The organism is Brachybacterium aquaticum, assembly GCF_014204755.1.
GTDB lineage: Bacteria > Actinomycetota > Actinomycetes > Actinomycetales > Dermabacteraceae > Brachybacterium > Brachybacterium aquaticum.
On record NZ_JACHLZ010000001.1, the window covers coordinates 655,488 to 678,243 of the forward strand.

Sequence of the window (22,756 nt, forward strand, 5' to 3'; positions counted from 1 at the left end):
GGGGGCCGCGCCCTCCCGGTCAGACGCTGCTGGCCGGCCAGACGTTGCCGCCTGGTCAGACGTTGCCGGCCGGTCACACGTTGACGGTGACGTCCCCGGCCTCGCGCAGCTGGGCGGCGAGGGTCGCCGCCGCCTCGTTCTGCTGCTGGAGGGTCGCCTGCTGGGCCAGCTGGTCCCGCAGCTCCTCGAAGCTCGGCATCTCCTCCTCGGCGACGCCCGCCTGGGTCTGCTGCTCGACGAGGGCGTCGTACTGGGCGCGCAGCTCGTCCTCGGTCGGCTCGGTGAGGTCGGCCTCCTGCGCGATGTACTCGGTGATCTCGTACTGGGTGGCGGCGTCCGCTCGGACCTGCTCCTCGCTCACACCCTGCGCGGCGAGGGTCTGGACGACCTCCTCGCCGGAGCCGAGTCCGGCTTGCTGGGCGATCTGCTCGAGCATCTGGTCGATGTCGTCCTCGCCGGCTTCGATGCCGGCATCGGCCGCGCCCTGCTGCAGCAGGGTGTTGTCCACCATCTGCTCGGCGACCTGGGTGCGCAGCGCGGCCTCGTCGACCGGCTCCCCGCCCTGCTGGGCCTGCAGGGACAGCTGCTGGTACTGGCCCTGGTAGACCGGGACGAAGTCGTCCTTGGTGATGTCCTCGCCGTTGACCGTCGCGACGACGTCGGGGACGTCGCTGACGTCCGCCTCGGCCGCCTGCTGGGTCCCGTCGGCCGCAGTCCCGTCGGCGGCGCTTCCGTCGCTCGTGCCTCCGTCGGCCGACGAGCCGCCGGCGTCGGAGGCGGCCCGGGCCGCCTCGCCGCCGCCGTCGCTCGCGCCCGACGAGCCGGCGTCCTGCCCGCTGCAGGCGGTCAGGCCGAGCGCGGCGGTGAGGGTGAGCGCGGCGAGGGCGCGCCGCAGGGTCGAGGTGCTGGGGACCTTCACTGTGCCTCCTTAGGTCGATGGCCCGGGCGACGGTACGCGCCGCGCCCGGACGACGCGAGGAGGGAACACCCAGGTCCGGCACGGGAATCCGCGTTCCCGGAGCGCACAGCGGGGGAGAGGGGACCGGCCCAGGCCGAGACCGGGATCACGTCGGCCGACGAGGCGCCCCGTCCGCGCCCGTCGGCCGCGCCCGTTGGTCGCGCCCGCCGGTCCCCCGCCTCCCGCCCTCTCAGTCGAGGTGCGCGAGGGCGTGGACGACCATCGCGTCGCGCACGAAGGGTGCGAGGGCGCGGCCGTCGACCGTGAACGTGCGGCTGAAGCGCTCGTCGGCGACGTACATGTCGCCGAGCCCCACGAAAGCGTCCGCTCCCGGGGAGCGCCCGCCCCAGCCCGCGGCGACCCAGGCGTGCAGGCGCGCGGTGAGGGTCTGCACCTCCTCGTCCTCCGGGGCGAGGCCGCGCTTCTCGGCGTCGGCGAAGCCGCCCAGCACCGCTTCGAACTCCGCCTGGAACCCCTGCCGCGCGGTGTCGTCGAGGGCGCGCCACCAGCGGTCGGAGTCGGCCCAGGCCTGCTCTCCCCAGCGCTGCTCCACCTCCTCCCGGTGCGCGGTGTGGTCGAACCCGTCGAACATGTCCTCGGCCATCAGGGCCTCTCCTCTCTCGAGCCGGCGAAGGGTCTCCCGCACCGAGCCGGTGATCCGGGCGAGCCGGTCCTGCTCCCGCTCCAGCGCCTCCACGTGCTCGCGCAGGGCCGTGGCGACATCGCGCTGCGCATCGAGCACGCGCCCGATCTCGGGCAGCCCCAGACCCAGCTCCCGCAGCACGAGGATGCGCTGCAGACGCAGCAGGCCGTCGCGGTCGTAGAACCGCAGCCCGCCCGGTCCGGTGCGGGACGGCGCCAGCAGGCCCACCTGCTGGTAGTGGCGCAGGGTGCGGCTGGTGGTGCCGGTGGTCCGCACGACCTCCTGCATCGACAATTCGCGCTGCGTCATGCCGTCCTCCTTCGCCATCGGCTCCGTCGTCATCGGTGCTCTTCTCCGTCTGCCGCTCGGTCTCTCCGGGCGGCGCGAGCACCATCCTGTCCCTTGACGTCGCGTCAAGCGCAAGGCGAATCAGCGGCCGGATCCGGGAACGACGGCGGCCGCCGTCCCGTCGGTGACGGGAGGCGGGCGCCGGGGGAGCGGGGCTGCGAGCGCGAGGACTCAGCAGTCGAAGGACTCTCAGTACCCGATGGACTTCAGGTACTCGCGGGACTCGCGGATGCAGTCGATCGGGTCGCGGCCGTAGGTGTCGTCCTGCTCGATGAGGAAGTACTCGGCGCCGGCCTTCTCGGCGGCGGGCAGCAGCGCGGGCCAATTCATGTTGCCCTGGCCCACCTCGGCGAACTGCGACAGCGACAGGAAGGTGCCGTAGAACTCCTTCATGTCCATCTCGCCCGCCTCGAAGCGCTTCACGGCGTCCGCAGGCATCGGGGCGATGCGGAAGTCCTTGACGTGGATGAGCTTGCAGGCACCGGCGTAGGCCTCGAGCATGTCCAGCGGCGCCATGCCGCCGCGCTGGACCCAATGGAGGTCCACCTCGAACAACAGCGAGGGGGCGACCCGGCGCACGATGTCGAAGATGCGCTCGCCGTCGAACTGGATGAGGTCGACGTGGTGGTTGTGGTAGCACAGCGTGATGCCCTCCTCCTTGAGGCGGGCGGCGTAGGGCTCGACCGACGCGGCCCACTCCTCGCAGGCCTCCTTCGAGGTCATGGCGCCGAAGGGCATCATGCCGATGCGCAGGAAGCGCGAGCCGGTCTTCCGGCACGCCTCGACGGCGCGGTCGAACTCGGTCTCGAGCGCGAAGCCGTTGCCGCCGGGGGCGATCGAAGCGCTCATCGACGCGGTCTCGACGCCGAAGTCCTCCTTGCCGCGCACGAGGTCGTCGATGAGCTCGTCGGTCATCTCCACCTGGGAGACCTCGACGGCGTCGATGTCGAGCTCGCGCACCTGGCGCAGGACCTCGTACATCCCCTTCTCGTTGATCTGGTCCTTGAGCATCATGAGCTGGAGTCCGAGGACGGGCATGGGTGTTCTCCTTCGAAGTGTGCGGTTCTGCGGCGAGGATCCGGGATGTCGTGCGGGTGCGCCGCGACCCGGGCCGACGGGATCGTCGGCGCCGGGTCGCGGTGCGTGCGCTCAGGAGCGGGTGGGGAACTTGCCCTCGGCCTCGATGCGCTTGTTCAGCTCGGCCAGGTACTCGTCGGCCGGGTAGTCCACGAGGTCGATCTCGCGACCGGTCCAGGCCGACAGCTGCATGCCGGAGGCCAGACGCACGCCGTTGATGCCCTCGTCGCCGTCCGCGATCAGCGGGGTGCCGTCGAGAATGTGGGCGGCGAAGTTGGTCAGGACGTCGATGTGCTGCTGGCCCCAGACCGACTCGTACTCCTTGACCTCGGTCTCGTAGAGGTCGGCGGTGTCGATCTTGCCCATGAACAGGCGGCCTACGTCCTCGGCGGACATGCCGTCCGAGAGCGAGCGCTCGTCCTGCTTCAGGCGGGTGATGGTGACCTTCTTCGAGTCCTCGACGACGACCTTGCCCTTGTCGAAGAGGAACTCGAGGCGGTCGGTGCCGATGATGTCGTTAGTGCAGGTCAGGAAGTGACCGGTGGCGCCCTCGCCGAAGTCCACGACCGCGTTGACCTCGTCCTCGGTGGCGATGTCGCGCTGGAAGCCGAAGACGAGCTTCGCGAAGACCTTCTTCGGGGTGCCGGCGAGCCACTGCCACAGGTCCAGCTGATGGGGCGCCTGGTTGACCAGGACGCCGCCGCCCTCGCCGCCCCAGGTGGCGCGCCAGGCCGACTGGTCGTAGTAGGCCTGCGGACGCCACCAGGTCGTGATGATCCAGGAGGTGTGGCGCAGCTTGCCGAGCTCGCCGGAGGAGATCAGCGCCTTGAGGTCCATGTACACGGGGTTGGTGCGCTGGTTGAACATGATCGCGAAGGTGGTCGCGGGATGCGCGGCCGCGAACTCGTTCATCTCGTCGACCTGCTTGGTGTACACGCCCGCGGGCTTCTCGGTGAGGGTGTGGACGCCATTGCCGATTGCAGTGATCGTCATCTCCGAGTGCAGGAAGTGGGGGACCGTGGTGACCACGGCGTCGACGTCGCCGGAGTCGAGCATCGCGATGTAGTCGTCGTAGAAGGGGATGCCGGGGTACTTCTCGGCCGCCACCTCCTTCTTCGCGGGGTCGATGTCCGCGATGGCGCCGAGGGTCATGCCCTCGACCTTGCCCTCGCTGATGACGCCGGCGTACATGCCGCCCTGGGCGCCGAGGCCGATGATGCCGAGACGGACGTTCTTCTCCGACATGGTGTCTCCGTGCTTCCGTGAGGGCGGCGGGCCGGGTCCGGCCCGCCGCAGGTGATGGTTCTCGGATGTGGTAGAAGAATGGACCCGACGACGCTGTCCGGACCCTTCGACCCTATACACGTCAGCGGCCCCACGAGCGGGACCGCCGACGATCAGGGATCAGTCCTGGGGAGCGGTCTCGGCCGCCGCCTCATGACGCTCCTCGAGGATCTTGACGTTCTCTTCGACCCGCTTCTTGGACAGCGGGTACCACGTGGCGACGATCAGACCGGCCACGCCGCCGGACTGGTAGCCGATCCAGCCCAGCGCCCAGCCGGAGATGCCGCCGGCCAGGGCCTGGCCGAGCTTGCGGGCCCAGGAGTACAGCGAGTAGACGGTGGCGTCATTGCGCTCCCCGGTGCGGATCTCCTGGTAGTCGATCACGTCGGTGATGAAGGCCCAGATCAGGACGTTCAGCGCCGCGATGCCGAACATGAACACGGCGTAGCCGACCATGAAGACGTACGGGTTGTCGGTCTTGAGGACGAACAGGAGGATGCCGGAGACCAGGGCGAGGACCATGCCGGCCACGCCGACCTCGCGCTTGCCGAAGGTCTTGGCGAGCCACGCGCCCAGCGGCACGAACAGCAGGGTGGGCAGCAGGCCCACGAGGTTCACCAGCGACAGCATCCGGCCGTTGTTGAAGTAGTCGTTGTAGACGTAGGTGATCATCGGGCTGATCAGCATCATGCCCATGAGCATGATCAGGGCGCCGGCGATCAGACCGGTCAGGGCGCGGTTGGTGAGCAGGGTGCCGAACAGCTGCCCGAAGCCCATGCGCTCCTCCTTGGGCTTCGGCGGGGTCGCGATGCGCTCCTCGACGTTGGCGAAGCACATGAGGTAGCAGAAGACCGCGAGGACCGCGCAGGCCGCGGCGGCGAAGAACATGCGGCTGCCGGAGATCTGGGACTGGCCGTCGACCTGGACGAACACGATCAGCGGCAGCACCACGGAGATCACGAGGTTCGCGAGGGTCGCACCGAGCGAGCGGAACACCGACAGCGAGGCGCGCTCACCGGGCTTGTTGGAGATGACCGAGGCCATCGAACCGTAGGGGATGTTGATCAGGGTGTAGCAGATCGAGCCCCACAGGATGTAGGTGACGATCATCCAGGCCAGGCGCGCCCCGTACTCCGCATCCGCGAGGAAGGGGGAGAACATGAGGACGGCGGCCACGGCGACCGGCACGCAGATCCGCAGCAGCCAGGGCTTGAAGCGACCCGAGCGGCCCGGCTTCATGACGTCGATCAGGCGGCCCGCGCCGACGTCGGTGAACGCGTCGAGGATGCGGGCGAAGAACAGCAGGAAGCCGACATGCGCGGCGCTGATGCCCATCACATTGGTGTAGAAGATCAGGAAGAACGTCGACTGCAGGATGAACGTGAAGTCGTTCCCCCAGTCGCCGAACATGTAACCGATCTTGTCGCGCCAGCCGAAGGGCCGGACGTCCTTCTTCTGCGCAGGGACTGAATCTGCGGTGGTGCTCGTCGTCGTGCTCCTTCGGGCTCATCCTTGAGCAGCGGGAACGTCGGTGCGTCCGGTGCACGCGGGGGTTCCGCGTCGCTCGTTCGCCGCGGGCCGCAGGCCGCGTCGGCGAGTGGCTTGAGTCTGGAGGAGGGCCCGAGTCGGCAACTGTTGTTGCCAGCGGTTGCAATCGGCCGTCACACCGCCGCATCTGTATACCGATGAGTAAAACGACTCTCACCTGGCATTCCGCGCGGAGGATCGCGGAGAGACCTGCGTCACCCGAGCGGCTGGTCCGTCGCGGAGGGGCTGCATTGCCGCGAGTTGCCATGGTTGCCAGGGTGATGGGCGCCTGCGGCGCGCCATCGGCCGACGGGCCCGCGCCTCATCACCGGCCGACGGACCCGCCCCTCACCACGGGATGTCGTCGGCGCTCTCCAGGAGGACCGGGCCGGCGGCCTGCGTCCGGGCGGCCCCGCTGTCGGAGCGCCCGTCGGCCGCGGGGGCGAAGGCGAGACCGGTGCGCTCCTCGAGGTCCGCCAGATCCACGATATAGGTCGAGAACGAGGAGAGGTCCAGCCGCTCGAGCCCCGTGAGGTCCTGGGCGAGCAGCAGGGCCTGGGCCCGCAGCTCCTCGCCGACGACGTAGTAGACGACCTTGAAGAACGCCCCGGGGATCTGCACGCCGCGGTACTCGCGGTCGTGCTCCGCCAGGATCGGCCCGCCCACCACGCTCGCGCGCAGCTGCTGCACCTCGACCTGCTCGAACAGGGAGTTCTCGACCTGCCCCCACACCCCGCCGCGGCCGGACTGGTTGTAGCGGGCCATCTGCGCAGCGATGTTGGGGAAGAGGAAGGAGTCCTCGTTGGCGCGCCGTGCCTCCGCATCGGTGCCCCAGGTGAGATCCGCGCGGCGGGCGATGTGTCCGCGGTCGAGGTCGTTGCCGCGGTACAGGTCCTCCCCGACCTGCACCTCCTCGGGCAGGCGCGGGTCCAGCCGGAACCGCTGCCCGGCGCGGTCGATCCGGCGCAGGCGCCCGCCGTCGATGTTCCAGGCCACGAACCGGGCGAAGCGGCGCGAGGCCGACTGCACGAGGGAGAAGTGGGTGTAGGGGATCAGCACCTCCCCGTCGAGCCGGGCGGCGTCCTCCCGGTGCGCCTGCGACAGCTCCGGCGGGACGACGGGATGGAGGAGGAAGTCCGGGTCGCAGCCTCGCGCCGCTACCTCCTGCGCGGCGCGGGCCGCGGCGGTCGCGGGGGAGAGGGAGAACCCGAGCTTGTCCCGCAGGGAGGAGGCGTAGTTCGCCAGCGCCCGCTCACGGCCGTCGGGAGTGTCCGAGCCGGCGAAGTGGATCCCGCCGAGCACCGTCGAGGTGCGCCCGTTGCCGGACTTCAGCATCCACGCCGCGCCGGAGTCGCCCCCGTCGCTCAGCGAGTTCTGCTCGGCCTCGCGCCGCGGGTCCGGCGCGATCTCGAAGCCGCCGATGGAGCGCTCGCCGGCTCCGTCGCCGTAGTCCAGCGCCACCATCACGTGCACGCGGGAGACAACGCCATGGCTCACCGCCGTGGTCCGCCCCGACTTCACCACGCGGTCGCCGAGTTCGGGATCCGCGATCTCTTCGGGCACCACCTCCAGGGCGAGGATCGAGGGGTCGGCGCCCCGGTGCTCGAGGGAGGCGAGCGCGCCGTCGCCGGCGGCACCCAGGTGCGAGCGGAGCAGGCGGCCGACGACGTTGCGCGGATCGCCGGAGTTGTCGTCGTGGGTGCCGGGCTGCAGCACCTCGTCGCCGATGGCGCCTGCCGGTCCGTGCAGGACGTGCCAGTTCGAGAGCATCACCGGCTCCCCGCTGCGCAGGTCGTGCACGATCGCACCGAGGGTGCCGGCGGAGACGGTGGGGTGGGAGATGCTGAGCCCGGGACGCACCGGGTCCAGGCGCTCGGTGCGCTCGTCCGACGCCGCCTCGGGCACCACCCGGTGGGCCGGGACGAAGGAGCGCTCGACGACGTCGGTGGGGACGGTGACGGTCTGGATCCGCAGCTTCTCGGGAAGGGCGCGGGTCGCGGCCGCCTCGAGCGCGGCGGGGGCGAGCTTCTCCCGGACCGTGAACTGGATGCACACCTCTCCGGTGGGCTCTCCGCCGGTCTCCTTGATCCCGACGCCCACGGACGTGACGTTGGGGTCCGCCAGGTGCAACCGCCCCCAGCGGCGGACCCAGTCCCGCATCGTCGCGATGTCCGTCCGCTCCTCCGCCATCCCATCTCCCCCTGAGCTCGCAGCCGTGGTGCTCGCAGTCGTGATGCATGCACCTGTGCCGGTGCCGTGCGGTCATCCGGCACGACCAGTGTGGCCCTCGGGGATGACAGGCGGACGGCCCTCAGGTGACGGGACAGGTGACGGAACAGGTGGCGGTGAAGGAGCAGGACGTCGAACGGCCGGGTCACCCGCAGGGGTGACCCGGCCGTCCCGGGGCGATCTTCGCGGCCTCACGGTCCGTGGACCGTGCGGCGGACGCGAGGGATCAGTAGAGGTTCAGGAACATCTGGAGGACCGTGACGGTGTCCTCGTCGATCTCCTCGGAACCGTTCTGGGTGGCGCCGATCTCGTGCTGCAGGCCGGCGACGGTCTTCGGACCGATCACGCCGTCCTGGTCAGCCTTGGCCCAGGCCTGGAGGGCGAGGGTGGTCTCCTCGTCCATCTCACCGGTCTGCTCCACGTTCAGCCAGTCCTGGAGAGCGGTGATGGTCTTGGGGCCCATCTTCCCGTCGACCTCGAGGGTGCCGGCGACGGAGAGGTCACCGGTGGCCTCCGAGCCCGTGGCGCCCTGGGTCTTCTCGGGCTGCGCGACCGCGTCCTGCGAGGAGGACTCCTTCGACTCGGACTGCGTCTTCGACTCGGACTGCTCCGCGCCGGACTCCTTGGAGGAGGACTCCTGCTTCGGCTCGCTCTTCTGCTCGGTCTCCTTGGTGAAGCCGTTCTCGTCGCAGTTGTCCGCGATGCCGTCGCCGTCGCAGCTCCAGTCGCCCTGGGGCTCGGAGCTCTGACGCTCGGTGGAGCGGTTCGCCTGCTGCTCGGACTCGCGCGAGCCCGGGGCGTGCTCCTGCTCCTGGGCGGGAGCCTCCTGCTGCTCCTCAGCGGGGGCCTGCTCCTCGGCCGGGGCCTCCTGCTGCTGCTCGGCCGGGGCGGAGGAGGTGTTCGCGCCGCCGCTCAGGGCGACGCCGCAGACGGGCCAGGCGCCCGCGCCCTGGCCCTCGAGCACACGCTCGGCCACGGCGATCTGCTGGCTCTTGGAGGCCTGGTCGGCGCGCGGCGCGTATTGCGTGCCGCCGTAGCCCTCCCAGGTGGACTGCCGGAACTGCAGGCCGCCGTAGTAGCCGTTGCCGGTGTTGATGGACCAGTCGCCGCCGGACTCGCAGGCGGCGACCTCGTCCCAGCCGGTCGCGGCCGAGGCGGAGGTGGTGGTCGCGGCGACCATCCCTGAGGCGATCACGGCGCCGCCGGCGAGGGTGACCGCGGAGCGGGAGAACCCGCGGCGAAGGGCAGTGGCCCGCGGGGTGCGCTGGGGGTGGGTGCTGTGCTTGGACAAGGGATCGTCCTCTCACATCGTGGGTGGCCGCCGCGCACGCAGGGGCGCGGCCGACCTCTCGGACGTCCGACACCGTAGGAGCCCCCCGCCCCCTCCGGGCAAGGCCGACGGGCCGGACTTGACCGCTCCTTGACCCGTGCGACCCCGGGTCGGGAGCTCGTTCCGTCGGCCGGAAGACGCTGTGACCTGTGGGGACGTGTGGAGCCCTGCGGCCGGGGCGCCTCAATGTGAGCCATCTTCCATGGCGTGGTCCGGGTCACTCCTGGGTGCTCCTGCTCATCCCGAAGCGCAGCGAGTCATCGCGGATCCAGGGCGGCGGCCGCCGCCTGCCGATGCTCCTCCTGACCGGTCTCCAGGGCGAAGAGGCCGTAGGCGAGCGGGGACGCGGAGTACATCTCCGCGCAGTGCTCGCCGATCCGTGGCCACGGCCTCCCTCCGGCCGCGGCATAGGACTCCAGCGTCGCCTCGAACGCCTCCGCTGGGGCGCTCGCCCGCTGGAACATCAGATCGCGGGCGGGGTCGCCCACGGCGGCGGTGGTCCAGTCCAGTACCGCGGAGATCTGCTCGCCCACGACCAGGGTGTGCCCCGGGTAGAGCTCACCATGGGTGAGAACGCTGTGGTCCGGCCAGTAGGAGTCCTCGCCGATCCAGGCCTCCCACCGCTCCCGCAGCGCCGGTGCGATCGTGAACCCCTCCGCGACGCGGCCGAGGTCGGTCCGCCACCCGTCGCGGACCTCCTCGGGGGAGCGGACCTCGATCCCGGTCCGGGCCGCCTCCTCGGGATCCATGCCGTGGAGCCTGCCCACGAGGGTGCCGAGGGAGTCGGCGTAGGGGAGGGAGGACATGTCGATCGCCCACTCGACCTCCCCGTCGGCGGAGACGGTGAGGCCGGGCTCCCCGGGCAGCAGGGGGTAGGCGATCAGATCCTCGGCGGTGATCCGCCAGTCGGGGACCCGCACGTCGAGGTGAGGTGCGAGGACGTTCAGCAGTCGGCCCTCGACCGCCGCGCGACCCATCACGTCGGGACGGCGGGGGATGCGCAGCACCCAGTCGGCGCCCTCCGCGTCCCGGCCGAAGGCGACGCGGAAATCGAGGCCGACCTCCTCGGTGCGCACGCTCGCGGGGTCCAGGGCCAGTCCGTGCGACGCGGCGAGGTGCAGGAGGGACTCGAGGTCGGCGGGGGAGGGGTCCATCGGCATCGCCCCAGTGTGGCCGATGCCCACGGTGCGCGGCCAGAGATTTCCCACTGCGAGGCCAGCGTCCTCCCGCTGCATGGCCAGGGCCTCCCGCGGCACGGCGCGTAGGATCGCGGCCATGCGAGGGAGCATCCGCAAGGAGTCGGACGGCACCAGCGGCGCAGACGGTGCCGCGGTCAGCACCTCGCGCCCGTCCCTCGCCCTGTTCGCCCTGCTCGGCACGGTGCCCGCGCTCGTGCACCTCGCCGCCCAGGCACTGCGCGCCCAGGGCACCGCGGACCTCACCCAGGTGCTGCTCATGCCGGCGCTCGCCGCGGTGCTGTGGACAGCGACCCGCGCCCCGCGCCCGCGCCTGGTGCGCCTGGCCCTGCTCGCCCTCTCCCTGTCCTGGGCGGGGGACACCCTGCCGCGCTTCGTCGATGGCCAGGCCCAGTTCCTCGCCATGCTCGGCAGCTTCCTGCTCGCGCAGCTGGTCTACGCCCTCGCCTTCCTCCCGCGGTGGCGCCGCTCCGTGCTGACCCGCCCGCCGCGGATGCTGCCCTATGTCGCAGCGGTGGTGGTGATCGTGGGTCTGTGCGCCCCGGCGGCCAGCGCGCTGCTGCCGGCGGTGATCGTGTACGCCCTGGCGATCTGTGCGATGGCAGTGCTGGCGACGGGCCTCGGTCGCCTCGGAGCGGTCGGGGGTGCGGTGTTCGTCGTCTCCGACGCGCTCATCGCCCTGAACACCTTCGAGGTGCTGGCCCTTCCCGCCCACAGCGTGTGGGTGATGGCCACCTACATCGCGGCGCAGGTGCTGCTGGTGCTCGCCGTGATCCGGGACGCGGAGCGGCCCGCCGCTCCCCGGTGAGCCGAGGGGCGACGGGCCGCTTCGCGGTGAACTGCTGAGCCGTGGGGAGCAGAGCCGTGGGGAGCGGGCCGGTCAGGACTGCTTCGCGGCCTCGTACTCCTCGCGATGGCGCTCGCGCTCGCGGCGCTTGGCCTCCTTCTTCTCGCGCAGCTCCCGCTCCTCGGCGACGGTGACGACGTTGCCGCTGGGGTCGGTGGCGACGGTCCCGTCCTCACGGGTGACGATCAGGCCGTCCGGCTGCTCGTCGGAGCGCTCGCCGCGCTCGTTGTGGGAGGTGCGCAGGTCGTGGATGCGATGGGCGTCGGCGAGGAGCTCTCGCACGTTCTTCTCCGCGACGACCATGTCCTCGTACTTCGCGGGCAGGCTGTCCACGATCTTCTCGTGGGCGAGCATCTGCTCGTACATCGCGTCGCGCTTCTGCTCGAAGGACGCGTAGGTCATCTCGATGTACGCCTGCGCCTCGCGATGGGCGTTGTTCACGGCCGCCTGGGCCCGGCCCTTGGGGGAGAGCAGCGAGGCGACGATGGTGACGACGAGGACGCCGAGGATGACGGTCAGGGAGAAGCCGGTGGTGATCTCGGGGATCGCGTGGACCGCCTCGCCGCCGTTGATGAAGGGCAGCTCGTTCTCGTGCAGGGCGTGGACGACGAGCTTCACGCCGATGAAGGCGAGGATGATCGACAGGCCCCAGGAGAGGTACACGAGGCGGTCCAGCAGGCCGTCGATGAGGAAGTACAGCTGGCGCAGGCCCAGCAGCGAGAACACGGTCGCAGTGAAGACGATGTAGGTGTTCTGGGTGAGGCCGAAGATCGCGGGGATCGAGTCCAGGGCGAAGATGATGTCGGTCGCGCCGATGGCGATCATGACCAGCAGCATCGGGGTGAGGACGCGCTTGCCGTTCTCGATGGTGAAGAACTTGTCGCCGTCGTACTCGTCGGTGGCGGGCAGGACCTTCTTCACCAGGCGGACGAAGATGCCGTCCTTCTGCTCCTCCTCGTCCTCGCCCTTGATCTCCTCGACGATCATCTTGAGCGCGGTGAACAGGAGGATCGCGCCGAAGAGGTAGAAGACCCACGAGAAGGCGTCGATCGCGGCGGCGCCGATGGCGATCATGCCCGAGCGGGCGATGATCGCGAAGGTGATGCCGAACAACAGCACCTTCTGCTGGTCCTCACGGGGCACCGCGAAGCTCGAGATGATGATGAGGAAGACGAAGAGGTTGTCGACCGAGAGCGCCTTCTCGGTGACGTACCCGGCGAAGTACTCGGTGCCCATGTCCACGCCGCCGAAGATCAGCACGAGCACGCCGAACAGCAGGGCGATGCCCACGTAGATCGCGGACCAGACGGCCGCTTCGCGCAGCGTGGGGACGTGGGCCTTGCGCACGTGGAAGATGTAGTCGAAGGCGAGGAGCCCGATCACCACGATGATGGTGACGGCCCAGATCAAGGGGGAGACGGTCATGGATCTGCTTTCCGGGTCGGGTGAGGCTGACCCGGGTCTCTCCACCCGTCGATCTGCTCGACGGGCCGCTGCGCCCGGGGGCCCATCGATGGTCCCCGTGCTGACGTGCGCAGCGTGGCGGATACTCCCCCGTTGCCGTGCGGGAGTCTACCCGGACCTTCCTGGGCGCCGGTAGGGCATCCCCTGGGGGATGCGGGGAGAGTCACGTCCCGCCGCCGGCGGCCCGGGCGGGGGACTGGCCGAGCAGCCAGGAGAACAGCAGGAACGAGCCGCACCCGGCGATGCTGACGATCACCGCGAGCGCCACGGCCTGCAGGCCCGTGAGCGTGAACGCGGTGGAGATGAAGGCGGGTCCGGAGGCGAGTCCCACCGAGGCGAGGAATAGCATCAGCCCGAACTTGCGCAGGGTGAAGTTGGCCTGACGGGGCAGCTGCCAGGCGGTCACGCCGGTGCGTCGCACGGCGCCGAGCACCAAGCCGACCCGCAGCGCGCCGGCCGCTCCGAACCTCAGCGGTCCGAAGGGGATGGCGCCGAACGCGGCACCGGCCGCGATGACGAGGAACAGGGTCAGCAGGAGGTTGTCGGCCAGGAGCTGGGCGAGGGCGTCGATCACGCTCGGAGCCTAACGGCCTGCTCCACGCCTCACGCGGGGTGCGGGCACATGTGAGAGACAAGACCCAGGATCTGTCTCATCGAGCCCCTCACTCCCGGCGCGCATCCCCCGACATCGATCCGATCGAGTTCGAGGGGGTGGTGCCGTCGCGCCAGCGCAGGAGCGCGCCGACGCCCTCGGGGATCCCGCCCGTGTCCTCCTGGAGGGCGGAGACGGCCGCGTCGGTCGCGAGCGCCGTGCGCAGCATTTCCTCGATACCGGCCGGTTCGTGGCCGCTGACGAACACGAGCTCCTCGACCTGGCCGCGGGCGAGGGCCTGGGCGACCTCCGCCGCCCCGGCCACGGAGGCGCCGTCGCGCGCCTGGCTCTCGCGGAAGCGGGTCGCGAGCTCGTGCTGGCGCTGCGCGGTCAAATCGGCGACCGCACGGCTGAGCGCCTCGCGGAACGGACCGCGGTCCAGAGCCGTGCCCCGCGCGGCGCCCGGCACTTCGAGCAGCCGCGCTCGCGTCTCCCGTCCGAGAGCCTCCTTGAGCAGACCGATCGCGCGCACGTCCCCGGAGACCATCACCATGTCGAGGTGCTGCTCGCGCAGCACCTTCTCGACCGCGGCGGCGACCGCGTCGGCATTGCGCTCCCAGGAGTCCTCGACGCGGGCCTCGAAGTTGTCGGCCCGCCAGCCGTGCTGGACGCCTCCGCTGCGGGAGCCCTTGTGCAGATCGTCGTGCCCGCCCTCGATGCGGGTGTCCGCATCCTCGCCGTTCGGGGCGCCGGTGAGGGAGGGGTTCGAGGGGGCGCGCAGGTGCAGATCGGCGCCGGCGCGGTCCACCACGATCAGCAGGCGGGAGATCGCGAAGGGGGTCAGTCGCAGCAGCGGCAGCAGCTGGGCGAACTCTCCGCGGTGCACGGACTCCGCCAGCGGCGGCACCGGCAGCACCCGGTCCAGCAGGATCTCGGAGTCGGTGGCGAACAGGGAGCGCCCGTGGCGGCCGCCGAGCGGCGAGGGAGCCAGCACGCTCTCCTGGATCTCCTCGAGCATGGGTTGCGGGGTCCCGTCGGCCGCGAGCTGGGAGCGCAGCCGGGCCCATCGCGCCTCCAGCTCCCCGGCCGACTGGGGATCCGTGCGCGTGGTGTCCAGGTGGACCGAGACGAGGGGGCCGGGATGGTCGACGACGGGAGCGAGCCAGGGAAGCTTCACGGAGGACCTCCGATGTGGGTCAGAGGCGGGGCGGACGGGCGACCGTGCCCGGAGCCGCGACCCGCTGCGGGTCCGGTCAACCCTGGCACGTGAGAGGGGTCACCGCAAGGAGGATCCCGCCCCCGCGAGGAGGGCGCCGTCCGCCGCCCCCGCCCCAGACTCCTCCGCGGCGAGCAGCCCGCCGAGGTAGCGGGCGATCCGCCGGGCCGCGGGCACCTCGAGGGCGTTCTCGACGTCGGGGTTGTAGTTGGTGTTGGTGTTGATGTCGTAGGTGACGGTGCGGCCGTCGGAAGTGGTCATGAACTCGATCCCGGCGATCTCGATGCCGAGCTCGTCCAGCAGTGCCGCGTAGCGGCGGATCAGCGGATCCTCGGCGGTGATCTCCTCGCGCACACGGAACATCGGCTCGGCCGACGGGAGTGCGCAGGCCTCCGCGGGGCACAGCTCGAAGCCGCCCTGCGAGGTGTCCACCCGCACCGCATAGACGAACTGCCCGCCCACGAACTCGGCGCGGGTGATCGCGGTCTCCGTGGGGACCAGCAGCTCCTGCAGGAGGGTGATCCCGTCGGCCGCGTCCTCGAACTCGTCGCTCGCCACGTGCGCGGCGAAGGAGGCGTGATCCTCGAAGCGGCGCACACCGAGGCCCTTGCCGCCCTGGTTGTGCTTGGTGAGGAACGGGGTGGGCAGGTCGCGGGCCGCCTCGACGAGGCCCTCGCGGCCGATGACGGCGCGGGTGCGCGGCACGTCGAAGCCGGCGCGGCGCAGCGCGGCGTGCTGGAGGACCTTGGAGACCTCGAGGTCGGGGACGGCGCCGCCGTTGACGACCCGGCGCCCCCACGAGGCGGCCCAGGCGGTGAGCGAGCGGGCGGCGTCCTTCGCGAGCGAGGCGCCGCGGGTGTGGGAGGAGGCGCTGAGCCGGGACCAGAACACGCCCGTGGGCGGCTCCTCGTCGAGGTCGAGGGTGCCCTGGCCGAGGTGCCACTCCACGAGCGGCACGCCCTCGGCCTCGAAGGCGGCGCGGAAGGGCGGGAGCCAGTCGGGGTTGTCGTGCAGGACGTGCACAGCAGCAGGCATCATCGTCTCCTGGGAGGGGTCAAAGTTCTCCTTCAGGGTAGACGAGTTCCTCCACGCACGACAGCGCGGCCGCCCCCGATGTGACGGGGACGGCCGCGAGGCGAGCGGAGCAGGCGGGCCGGCCCGGCTCGGGCGGGCGGGCCGTCGCGGGCTCAGAAGGTGAAGTCGCGGAAGAGCAGCAGTGCGAGGCCGAGGCCGACCACGAGGTTCACGAGCGTGGCGACGAAGAAGACCAGGATCGGCTTCCAGCCGGACTCCTTGATGCTCTTCGCGTTGAACTCCAGGCCGATCGAGACGAAGGCGAGGGTCAGCGCCCAGACCTGGATCTCCTTGGCGGCGTCCAGACGCGGCTCGAGCACCGCGGCCGGCAGCGACTCGCCGAGCACCGTGGCGATCACGGAGGCGAGCAGGAAGCCGAGCACGAACTTGGGGAACCGCTCCCAGAGCATCGCGAGCGACCTGCGGTCGCCGAAGCGAGTCGTGGTGGCTGCGGCGGTGGCGCTCGCGCCGCCGGCCGCGGGGGCCTTGGCGACCTTGTAGGAGAAGTACAGGGTCAGCAGCACCGCGACGATGCCGAGCAGCGCGTTCTGGGTGACCTTCACGATGGACGCGATCTGGAGGGGCTGTTCGCCTGCGACCGCGCCCGCGGCGGTCACCGCGGCGGTGGTGTCGATGTTGCCGCCGATCCAGGCACCGGTCACCGCGGGGGACAGGCCCATCAGGTTCGCCAGCCACGGCAGCAGGAAGATCGAGGGGACGGCGAAGACGATGACGAGGGTCGCGGTGTAGGCGAGCTGCTCCTTCTTCGCCTCCACGGCGCCGGCGGCGGCGACCGCGGCGGAGACGCCGCAGATCGACAGGGCCGAGGCCAGCAGGGCACGCAGCTTGTCGTCCAGGCCCAGCTTCCCGGCGAACCACCAGGTGAACAGGAACACCGCGGAGATCAGCAGGATCGCCTGGCTCACGGCCGGGCCCGCGGCGCGGACCACGATCGCGAAGTTCACCGTCGCGCCGAGGAGCACGAGTCCGATCTTGATGAAGAACTCAGTGCGGAAGGCCGCGGTCATCCGCTCCCGCACCCCGGTGAGGGTGAGGATCGCGTTGCCGAGGAAGCCGAGCGCGATCGCGTAGACCGGGTACTCGATGGACTTCGCGACCCGGCCGAAGCCGGTGCCCTCGGTCGCGGCGGGCACGACGTCGGTGAGGACGGAGACGAGCCAGGCGAGGCCCAGCACGATGACCAGTCCCGCGACGGTCCACCACGGGGAGGCCTTCGGCACGGGAGGGGTCGAGCCCTCGACGGGGGCGGTGCTCGCCGGGCCCTCGGCGGTGCCTGCGCGGCCGGCGGCCCCCTCTCGCCCGGCGGTGTGCTCCGCGGCGCTCACGGGATCAGCTCCGGGGAGATCAGGCCGAGCATGCAGGCGCCGAAGATCAGCAGCCCCACGATCGTGGCGATCCAGTCCTCGTTCAGAGAGAACCGCTTGTGGTCGTCGGGGTAGTCGGGGCGCTCGCTGCTGCTCACCGTGCCTCCTTCGGGCTCGTGCCTCCGCGCCGCCGTCCGGAGGACGGCGCGCGCCGGTCTTGGAGGCACTGTAGGTGATCGAGCGGCGCCCAGGGCGTCCATGAACAGGACGTTCACACGGCGACCCCTGCCCGCCCGCTCGCGGTCAGGAACCGGTCAGTCGCTGTTCGCGCGCAGGACACCTGCGCTGAGGGCGACCTCACGCCAGTCGTCCGCGAGCGAGTCGACGGTCGCGTGGGCGTTCAGGCCGCTCGGCTGCGGGACCACGTGCAGCGCGATCCCTGCCGGCCAGCCGTCGATCGCGGCGGGAACCTGCCTGCCGAGCCGTGCCCTCGGCTGGGAGTAGGCGGTGCGGAAGGCGGTGATGCCGGCGATCGCGACGGTGCGCGGGCGCAGCTCGGGCAGCCGTCGCACCAGCGCGCGCCCGCCCTCGCGCAGCTCCTCGCGGGTCAGCTCGTCGGCCCGGGCCGTCGCACGGCCGACGAGGTTCGTGATGCCGATCCCGCGCCTTCGCAGCTCCGCCTCGTCCTCGGGGTCCAGCCCGGTCGAGGCGTCGACGGGGCGGGCGGTCAGCCCTGCGCGGTGCAGGGAGGGCCAGAAGCGGTTCCCGGGCCGGGCGAAGGGCGCGTTGACCGCCGCGGTCCACAGGCCCGGATTGATCCCCACGATCAGCAGGCGCAGCTCCTCGCCGCGCGCCGCGTCCGGCAGCACGTCGTCGATGGCGTCGGTCGCGGGCGTTGAGAAGTCGGCGAGCTCGGCCCGGGTGGGCCTGCGGCCCCCGAGCGGGGAGGGACGGCGGGTGCTCATCCCGCCACCCTACGTCCGGCCGACGGGGGAGTGCGCCCGACGTACGCTGTGCGCATGCGCGCCACGGAGGCTGGACGACTGCAGGTGATCGCGGGCCCGATGTTCGCGGGCAAGACCGAGGAGCTGCTGCGGCGCGTCCATCGGGCGCGCCTGGCCGGGCTGCGGGTCGAGGTGGTGGGGCACCGGCTCGATGCGCGCGGCGGCGCGGACCGCCTGGCCACCCACCTTGGGCGCACCGCGGCGGCGCGGATGCTCGAGGATCCGGCGGAGCTGCTGGCGCTGCTTCCCGGGCGGGGGGACGAGGGCGCGGCGGCCTCCGGTGTGGCGGCGCCGGACCTGGTCGCGATCGATGAGGCGCAGTTCTTCGGCCCGGCCCTGGTCCCCGTGCTCGAGCAGTTGCTGGATGCCGGGATCGACGTCGCGGTCGCCGGGCTGTGCGTCACGTACGACGGCGGGCCCTTCGCGCCGCTGCCCGCGCTGATGGCGGTGGCGGAGGAGACCGTGAAGCTCACCGCGGTGTGCACCGTATGCGGGGCCGATGCCGCCTTCCACGTGCGCCTGGTCGAGGACGGCGAGAGCGCACTGCGGGCGACCCCCGCCCAGGTGGGCGGGGCGGAGTCCTACCGGGCGCGGTGCCGGGCCCACCGCGCGGCGGTCGCCGAGGCGGAGCGCCTCAGGTGATCGGCTCGGCGCCGTGCTCGAGCAGCTCGATGCCGTCGAGGTCCCACTGCCCGTCGATGCGCCGCACGTAGTAGCGCAGGTCCACATCGACCTCCTGCCCCTCGACCGTGTACGTCTCGGTGACCTCGAAGATCGCGTAGCCCTGACGGTTGATGCGCTCGTTGACCTCGTAGTCCACCGCGCTGATCGGCCCGAGCTCGTCCTCGAGGATCGTGCATGAGGTCAGTCCCGTGGCCGCCCGGTACTCCTCGGTCGTGGAGTCCATGAACAGTTCGCAGTCCGCGGTCTCCAGCGAGGTGTAGAAGTCCTCGAGCGTCGACTGCGGATTGCCGCGCGTGAGCAGCTGGACGGCGATGATCACGCCGAGGGTCCCGACCACGAGCAGCCCCAGGAGGGCGACAGCGCCCAGCAGGATCCAGTGCCACACGGGGCGCTTCGCGCGCCCGGGGGTCGAGCCGGGGGCTGACGGGTACGGGCTGCCCGGTGCGGGCTGGACGTGGACCATGTGGACTCCTGGGGCGGCGCGAGTCGACGCACGGACGCGGCCGACGGGGATGAGGAGGGATGCCCTGGAGTATTCCGCACCGGATGCCGCGCCCGCATCCTCCGGGCATGGGGAGGAATCCCCATCCGAGGAGCCGCTCGCCGCCGATGCAGGCCGCGCCTCAGCGGGAGGTAAGCGGTTCCTCGCTACGCTGGCCCGCATGATCCTCACGCCTTCCAGCGGTCCCGTCGGCTTCCCGACCAGCAGGGACGGCACGGGACTGCGCGCCCCGTCGGCCGTGCGCTACGCCGGCACCGCCGGCGCCCGCACCGACGCCGCTCTGCCCGACCTGGACGGCGCGGACGCGCTCGTCGGCCGGACCATCGCACCGGGAGAGGTGCTGCGCTGGTTCGTCCACCCCGCGCTGGACGCGCAGCGGACCTGGGGCGCGACCTTCGTCGCGGTGGACCTGGTGCTCGAGGACGGCGCACGGCTCTCCGAGATCGGCCCGCGCGACCAGTACGGCACCCTCGCCACCGCCCTCGGGCTCGGTGAGGGACGGATCCTCTACGCCGACCAGTGGAACGATGTCCAGGTGCCCCTCGACGCGCTCGCCGGCCGCACCATCGCCGACGTGCAGCTGGTGCTGGACGCCCCCGCGGACCCCGACACGTACCTCGAGGGGCAGGCCGAGGAGGAGCTGCACGGCTGGATCGACGGCCCCTACCTTGAGGTCCCGCCCGCCGACCCGCCGCTCGAAGACCCCGTCGCCTGGGTCGACACCCGCCGCGGCACCCACTCCTCCAGGGAGTTCTCCCGCGGGAACACCCTGCCGCTGACCGCGCTGCCCAACGGCTTCGCGAAGTTCACCCCCGCCACCGACGCCCGCACCCGGCGCTGGATCTACGAGTACCACCGCACCGCCGGCGAGGACGCCCGCCCGCGCCTGCAGGGCCTTGCCCTCTCGCACCAGCCGAGCCCCTGGATGGGCGACCGCCACCAGCTGATGCTCATGCCGCTTCGCGGCGAGGAGCCCGACGCGAGCCCGTCGGCCCGCGCGCTCGCCTTCGACCACGCCGAGGAGACCGCCCGTCCCGATCTCTACGCGGTCCGCACCGAGTCCGGGATCGCGATGCGCCTGGCCCCCACCGACCACGGCGCACTGGTCGAGATCGACCTGCCGGCCGGTCCCGACCCCGCGCACCTCCTGATCGAGGGCGTGGACGAGCACTCGCGGTTCGACGCCGCCGGCGCCGTCTTCGACGGCCGGGTGCAGGGCTGGATCGACTCCTCCCCGGCCGAGGGCTATGCCCGTGCCGAGGGGGCGACCCGCATGTTCGTCCTCGCCGAGGTGGAGCCCGCGCCGGTGCGCGTGGGCCGCGCCCGCGGCGACAGCAGCGGTGCCGTGCTCACCCTGCCCGCCGGCACCACCCGGGTGCGCCTCCGCCTGGTCACGAGCCTCATCGGCCAGGAGCAGGCGGGGCGCACCTTCGCCCGGGAGCTCGCCGGGCGCTCCCTCGAGGAGATCCGTGCCGCCGCGCACGGCGCCTGGGAGCGGCGGCTGCGGGTGATCGACGCGACCGGGGCCACCCCCGCCCAGCGCCGCACCCTGTACGGGAACCTGTACCGCCTGAACCTCTACCCCTCCTCCCACTGGGAGGACGCCGGCACGGGCGGTCGCACCGAGCCCGTGCACGCGAGCCCCGTCCTTCCCCTGCGCGGCCGCGCCACGGACACCCGCACGAACGCTCAGGTCGTCGCCGGGCGGATAGCGGTGGACCACGGCTTCTGGGACACCTACCGCACCGCCTGGCCCGCCTATGCGCTGCTGTACCCGGAGATTGCCGCGGCGCTGGCCGACGGGTTCGTCCAGCAGCACCGCGAGGGCGGCTGGATCGCCCGCTGGTCCTCCCCGGGCTATGCCGACTGCATGACCGGCACCAGCAGCGACGTCGCCTTCGCGGACCTGGCGGTGAAGGGCGTGCCGCTGCCCGATCCCGTCGGCGCCTACGAGGCCGGACTGCGCAACGCCACCGTCGCCCCGACCTCCGTGGGCGTCGGCCGCAAGGGTGGCGCCACCGCCGTCTTCCGCGGCTTCGTCCCCTCCGACGTCGGCGTCGGCGAGAGCGTCTCCTGGAGCCTCGAGGCGTGCGTGAACGATGCCGCGCTCGCCGCCCAGGCGGCGCTGCTCGCCGAGCGCGCGGAGGCCGACGGGGACGTGCACCGCGCCGCCCGGCTGCGCGAGGAGTCCCACTACCTCGAGGCCCGTGCCCGCAGCTACGCCCTGCTGTGGGACCCGGAGACCGAGTTCTTCCGCGGCCGCCGCCGCGACGGCACCTTCTCCCTGCCGGACGAGGAGTTCGATCCCCTGGACTGGGGCGGGGACTACACCGAGACAAACGCATGGACCTTCGCCTTCCACGTCCCCCACGACCCCGAGGGCCTCGCCGCCCTGCAGGGCGGGCGGCACATGCTCCGCGGACGGCTCGAGCAGTACCTCCACACGCCGGAGGAGGCGGACCGGCCCGGCACCTACGACCACGTGCTCCACGAGATGGTCGAGGCGCGCGGCGTGCGGCTCGGCCAGCTGGGCTTCTCCAACCAGCCCGCCCACCACATCCCGTTCCTGTTCCACCACGTGGGCGCCCCCGAGGAGGCCTCGCGGCTCGTGCGCGAGATCCAGCGGCGCCTGTTCGTCGGCGAGCAGATCGGCCAGGGCTACCCCGGCGATGAGGACAACGGCGAGATGAGCGCCTGGTGGCTGCTGACGGCGCTGGGCCTGTACCCGCTCCAGCTCGCCACCGGCCGGTACCACCTGGTGGCGCCGCTGTTCGCCCAGGCGAGCGTGCGCCCGCTCGGCGGGGAGCCCTTCGTCGTCTCCGCCTCCCGGCCCGGCGGCGTTCCTCCCCACGACGAGGACACGTGCATCACCGCCATGACCGTGCGCGGCCGCCCCCATGCGCAGTCCTGGATCGACCACGCCGACCTGCGCGGGCGGCTCCACGTCGACCTCGGGACCGAGCCGGGGGACTGGGGCGAGGTGCCGCCTTCGCCGACCGGCCCGGGGGAGCGGCCGATGCCGCTGCGGGACCTGTTCGCGACGGACCCCGCGAACCCGCTGCTGGACGACGACGCGAGCACCGAGCTGACCCTGTCGACCTCGAGCGCGGTGCTCGAGCTGCCCGAGCTCGGCGAGGCGGCCCAGGCCCGGTTCCTCACCCTGACCTCGGGGGCGGAGACGGGCGGGGACCCGATCGCCTGGCGGCTCGAGGGCTCGGCCGACGGGGTGACCTGGGAGGTGCTGGACGCCCGCTCGGCCCAGTCCTTCCGCTGGCGGCGCCAGACCCGGCCCTTCGAGATCTCCTCGCCCCGCCGCTGCACCCGCCACCGCCTGGTGATCACCACCTCCCAGGGACCGCTGCGCCTGGCCCAGCTGGAGCTGCTGGCCTGAACGGCGGCGACCCCCGCGCCGATGCAGGAGCACCGGGGCGGGGGTCGCGGACCTGCGTGGTCGGG

General features: G+C 71.8%; 19 protein-coding genes. 3 read left to right on the forward strand and 16 right to left on the reverse strand.

Annotated features, from left to right (window positions below):
• Nucleotides 1-73 precede the first annotated feature (73 nt).
• The 8 genes from HNR70_RS02940 to HNR70_RS02975 form a co-directional block, all read right to left on the reverse strand.
• Nucleotides 74-919 (reverse strand): SurA N-terminal domain-containing protein, encoded by an 846-nt coding sequence (locus HNR70_RS02940; protein ID WP_184324340.1) that lies wholly within the window; start codon nt 917-919, stop codon nt 74-76.
• A 229-nt stretch (nt 920-1,148) separates the two neighbouring features.
• The gene (locus HNR70_RS02945; RefSeq protein WP_246375133.1) at nt 1,149-1,943 is read right to left on the reverse strand and encodes a MerR family transcriptional regulator; all 795 of its coding nucleotides are present in this window, start codon (nt 1,941-1,943) and stop codon (nt 1,149-1,151) included.
• Between the two features lie 195 nt (nt 1,944-2,138).
• Entirely contained in the window at nt 2,139-2,987 is an 849-nt protein-coding gene (locus tag HNR70_RS02950) for a sugar phosphate isomerase/epimerase family protein (protein WP_184324341.1), read from the reverse strand.
• Nucleotides 2,988-3,098: 111 nt separating this feature from the next.
• Nucleotides 3,099-4,271: a Gfo/Idh/MocA family protein gene (locus HNR70_RS02955; protein ID WP_184324342.1), complete on the reverse strand. Its 1,173-nt coding sequence runs from the start codon at nt 4,269-4,271 to the stop codon at nt 3,099-3,101.
• A gap of 159 nt (nt 4,272-4,430) precedes the next feature.
• The gene (locus HNR70_RS02960; protein WP_184324343.1) at nt 4,431-5,720 is read right to left on the reverse strand and encodes an MFS transporter; all 1,290 of its coding nucleotides are present in this window, start codon (nt 5,718-5,720) and stop codon (nt 4,431-4,433) included.
• 465 nt (nt 5,721-6,185) lie between these two features.
• Nucleotides 6,186-8,027, reverse strand: a complete 1,842-nt coding sequence (locus HNR70_RS02965) for a DNA/RNA non-specific endonuclease (protein WP_184324344.1) — start codon at nt 8,025-8,027, stop codon at nt 6,186-6,188.
• Nucleotides 8,028-8,292: 265 nt separating this feature from the next.
• Nucleotides 8,293-9,357 (reverse strand): transglycosylase family protein, encoded by a 1,065-nt coding sequence (locus tag HNR70_RS02970; protein WP_246375134.1) that lies wholly within the window; start codon nt 9,355-9,357, stop codon nt 8,293-8,295.
• A gap of 296 nt (nt 9,358-9,653) precedes the next feature.
• On the reverse strand, nt 9,654-10,673 hold the full coding sequence (locus HNR70_RS02975; protein ID WP_281383203.1) for a macrolide 2'-phosphotransferase: 1,020 nt from the start codon (nt 10,671-10,673) through the stop codon (nt 9,654-9,656).
• Here HNR70_RS02975 and HNR70_RS02980 point away from each other — a divergent pair.
• Nucleotides 10,672-11,400 carry a lysoplasmalogenase gene (locus HNR70_RS02980; protein WP_184324345.1) on the forward strand — a complete coding sequence of 243 codons (729 nt, stop codon included), beginning with the start codon at nt 10,672-10,674 and terminating at the stop codon, nt 11,398-11,400. The genes HNR70_RS02975 and HNR70_RS02980 overlap by 2 nt on opposite strands.
• Before the next feature lie 72 nt (nt 11,401-11,472).
• Here the strand turns inward: HNR70_RS02980 and HNR70_RS02985 are convergent, their stop codons facing one another.
• The 7 genes from HNR70_RS02985 to HNR70_RS03015 all read right to left on the reverse strand — a co-directional run bounded on the left by HNR70_RS02985 (nt 11,473) and on the right by HNR70_RS03015 (nt 18,075).
• Nucleotides 11,473-12,864, reverse strand: coding sequence for a TerC family protein (locus tag HNR70_RS02985; protein WP_184324346.1), 1,392 nt, complete (start codon nt 12,862-12,864; stop codon nt 11,473-11,475).
• Between the two features lie 202 nt (nt 12,865-13,066).
• Nucleotides 13,067-13,477 carry an aspartate-alanine antiporter-like transporter gene (locus tag HNR70_RS02990; RefSeq protein WP_184324347.1) on the reverse strand — a complete coding sequence of 137 codons (411 nt, stop codon included), beginning with the start codon at nt 13,475-13,477 and terminating at the stop codon, nt 13,067-13,069.
• A gap of 88 nt (nt 13,478-13,565) precedes the next feature.
• Entirely contained in the window at nt 13,566-14,672 is a 1,107-nt protein-coding gene (locus tag HNR70_RS02995; protein ID WP_184324348.1) for a baeRF2 domain-containing protein, read from the reverse strand.
• 99 nt (nt 14,673-14,771) lie between these two features.
• Nucleotides 14,772-15,746: an ATP-grasp domain-containing protein gene (locus HNR70_RS03000; RefSeq protein WP_184324349.1), complete on the reverse strand. Its 975-nt coding sequence runs from the start codon at nt 15,744-15,746 to the stop codon at nt 14,772-14,774.
• 152 nt (nt 15,747-15,898) lie between these two features.
• Complete coding sequence (locus HNR70_RS03005; protein ID WP_184324350.1) at nt 15,899-17,131, reverse strand: YeiH family protein; 1,233 nt, start codon at nt 17,129-17,131, stop codon at nt 15,899-15,901.
• The gene (locus tag HNR70_RS03010; RefSeq protein ID WP_184324351.1) at nt 17,128-17,268 is read right to left on the reverse strand and encodes a hypothetical protein; all 141 of its coding nucleotides are present in this window, start codon (nt 17,266-17,268) and stop codon (nt 17,128-17,130) included. The genes HNR70_RS03005 and HNR70_RS03010 overlap by 4 nt, the downstream gene beginning before the upstream one ends.
• 156 nt (nt 17,269-17,424) lie before the next feature.
• Nucleotides 17,425-18,075 carry a mismatch-specific DNA-glycosylase gene (locus HNR70_RS03015; RefSeq protein ID WP_184324352.1) on the reverse strand — a complete coding sequence of 217 codons (651 nt, stop codon included), beginning with the start codon at nt 18,073-18,075 and terminating at the stop codon, nt 17,425-17,427.
• Nucleotides 18,076-18,129: 54 nt separating this feature from the next.
• Between HNR70_RS03015 and HNR70_RS03020 the strand changes: the two genes are divergently transcribed.
• Complete coding sequence (locus HNR70_RS03020) at nt 18,130-18,756, forward strand: thymidine kinase (RefSeq protein ID WP_184324353.1); 627 nt, start codon at nt 18,130-18,132, stop codon at nt 18,754-18,756.
• On the opposite strand, the gene HNR70_RS03025 is transcribed toward HNR70_RS03020, so the two are convergent.
• Nucleotides 18,749-19,261 (reverse strand): hypothetical protein, encoded by a 513-nt coding sequence (locus HNR70_RS03025; protein WP_184324354.1) that lies wholly within the window; start codon nt 19,259-19,261, stop codon nt 18,749-18,751. The genes HNR70_RS03020 and HNR70_RS03025 overlap by 8 nt on opposite strands.
• 199 nt (nt 19,262-19,460) lie before the next feature.
• Here HNR70_RS03025 and HNR70_RS03030 point away from each other — a divergent pair, with 199 nt between their 5' ends.
• A complete protein-coding gene (locus tag HNR70_RS03030) occupies nt 19,461-22,691 on the forward strand; it encodes a GH92 family glycosyl hydrolase (protein ID WP_184324355.1) in 3,231 nt (1,076 codons plus the stop codon).
• Nucleotides 22,692-22,756: the final 65 nt, after the last annotated feature.

Excerpts from the sequence above, each read along its gene's own strand:
- HNR70_RS02945 (WP_246375133.1), bottom strand. The coding sequence starts at position 1,943 with ATGACGACGGAGCCGATGGCGAAGGAGGACGGCATGACGCAGCGCGAA.
- HNR70_RS02950 (WP_184324341.1), bottom strand. The coding sequence starts at position 2,987 with ATGCCCGTCCTCGGACTCCAGCTCATGATGCTCAAGGACCAGATCAAC.
- HNR70_RS02955 (WP_184324342.1), bottom strand. The coding sequence starts at position 4,271 with ATGTCGGAGAAGAACGTCCGTCTCGGCATCATCGGCCTCGGCGCCCAG.
- HNR70_RS02960 (WP_184324343.1), bottom strand. The coding sequence starts at position 5,720 with ATGTTCGGCGACTGGGGGAACGACTTCACGTTCATCCTGCAGTCGACG.
- HNR70_RS02965 (WP_184324344.1), bottom strand. The coding sequence starts at position 8,027 with ATGGCGGAGGAGCGGACGGACATCGCGACGATGCGGGACTGGGTCCGC.
- HNR70_RS02980 (WP_184324345.1), top strand. The coding sequence starts at position 10,672 with ATGCGAGGGAGCATCCGCAAGGAGTCGGACGGCACCAGCGGCGCAGAC.
- HNR70_RS02975 (WP_281383203.1), bottom strand. The coding sequence starts at position 10,673 with ATGGCCGCGATCCTACGCGCCGTGCCGCGGGAGGCCCTGGCCATGCAG.
- HNR70_RS02985 (WP_184324346.1), bottom strand. The coding sequence starts at position 12,864 with ATGACCGTCTCCCCCTTGATCTGGGCCGTCACCATCATCGTGGTGATC.
- HNR70_RS03000 (WP_184324349.1), bottom strand. The coding sequence starts at position 15,746 with ATGCCTGCTGCTGTGCACGTCCTGCACGACAACCCCGACTGGCTCCCG.
- HNR70_RS03015 (WP_184324352.1), bottom strand. The coding sequence starts at position 18,075 with ATGAGCACCCGCCGTCCCTCCCCGCTCGGGGGCCGCAGGCCCACCCGG.
- HNR70_RS03020 (WP_184324353.1), top strand. The coding sequence starts at position 18,130 with ATGCGCGCCACGGAGGCTGGACGACTGCAGGTGATCGCGGGCCCGATG.
- HNR70_RS03025 (WP_184324354.1), bottom strand. The coding sequence starts at position 19,261 with ATGGTCCACGTCCAGCCCGCACCGGGCAGCCCGTACCCGTCAGCCCCC.
- HNR70_RS03030 (WP_184324355.1), top strand. The coding sequence starts at position 19,461 with ATGATCCTCACGCCTTCCAGCGGTCCCGTCGGCTTCCCGACCAGCAGG.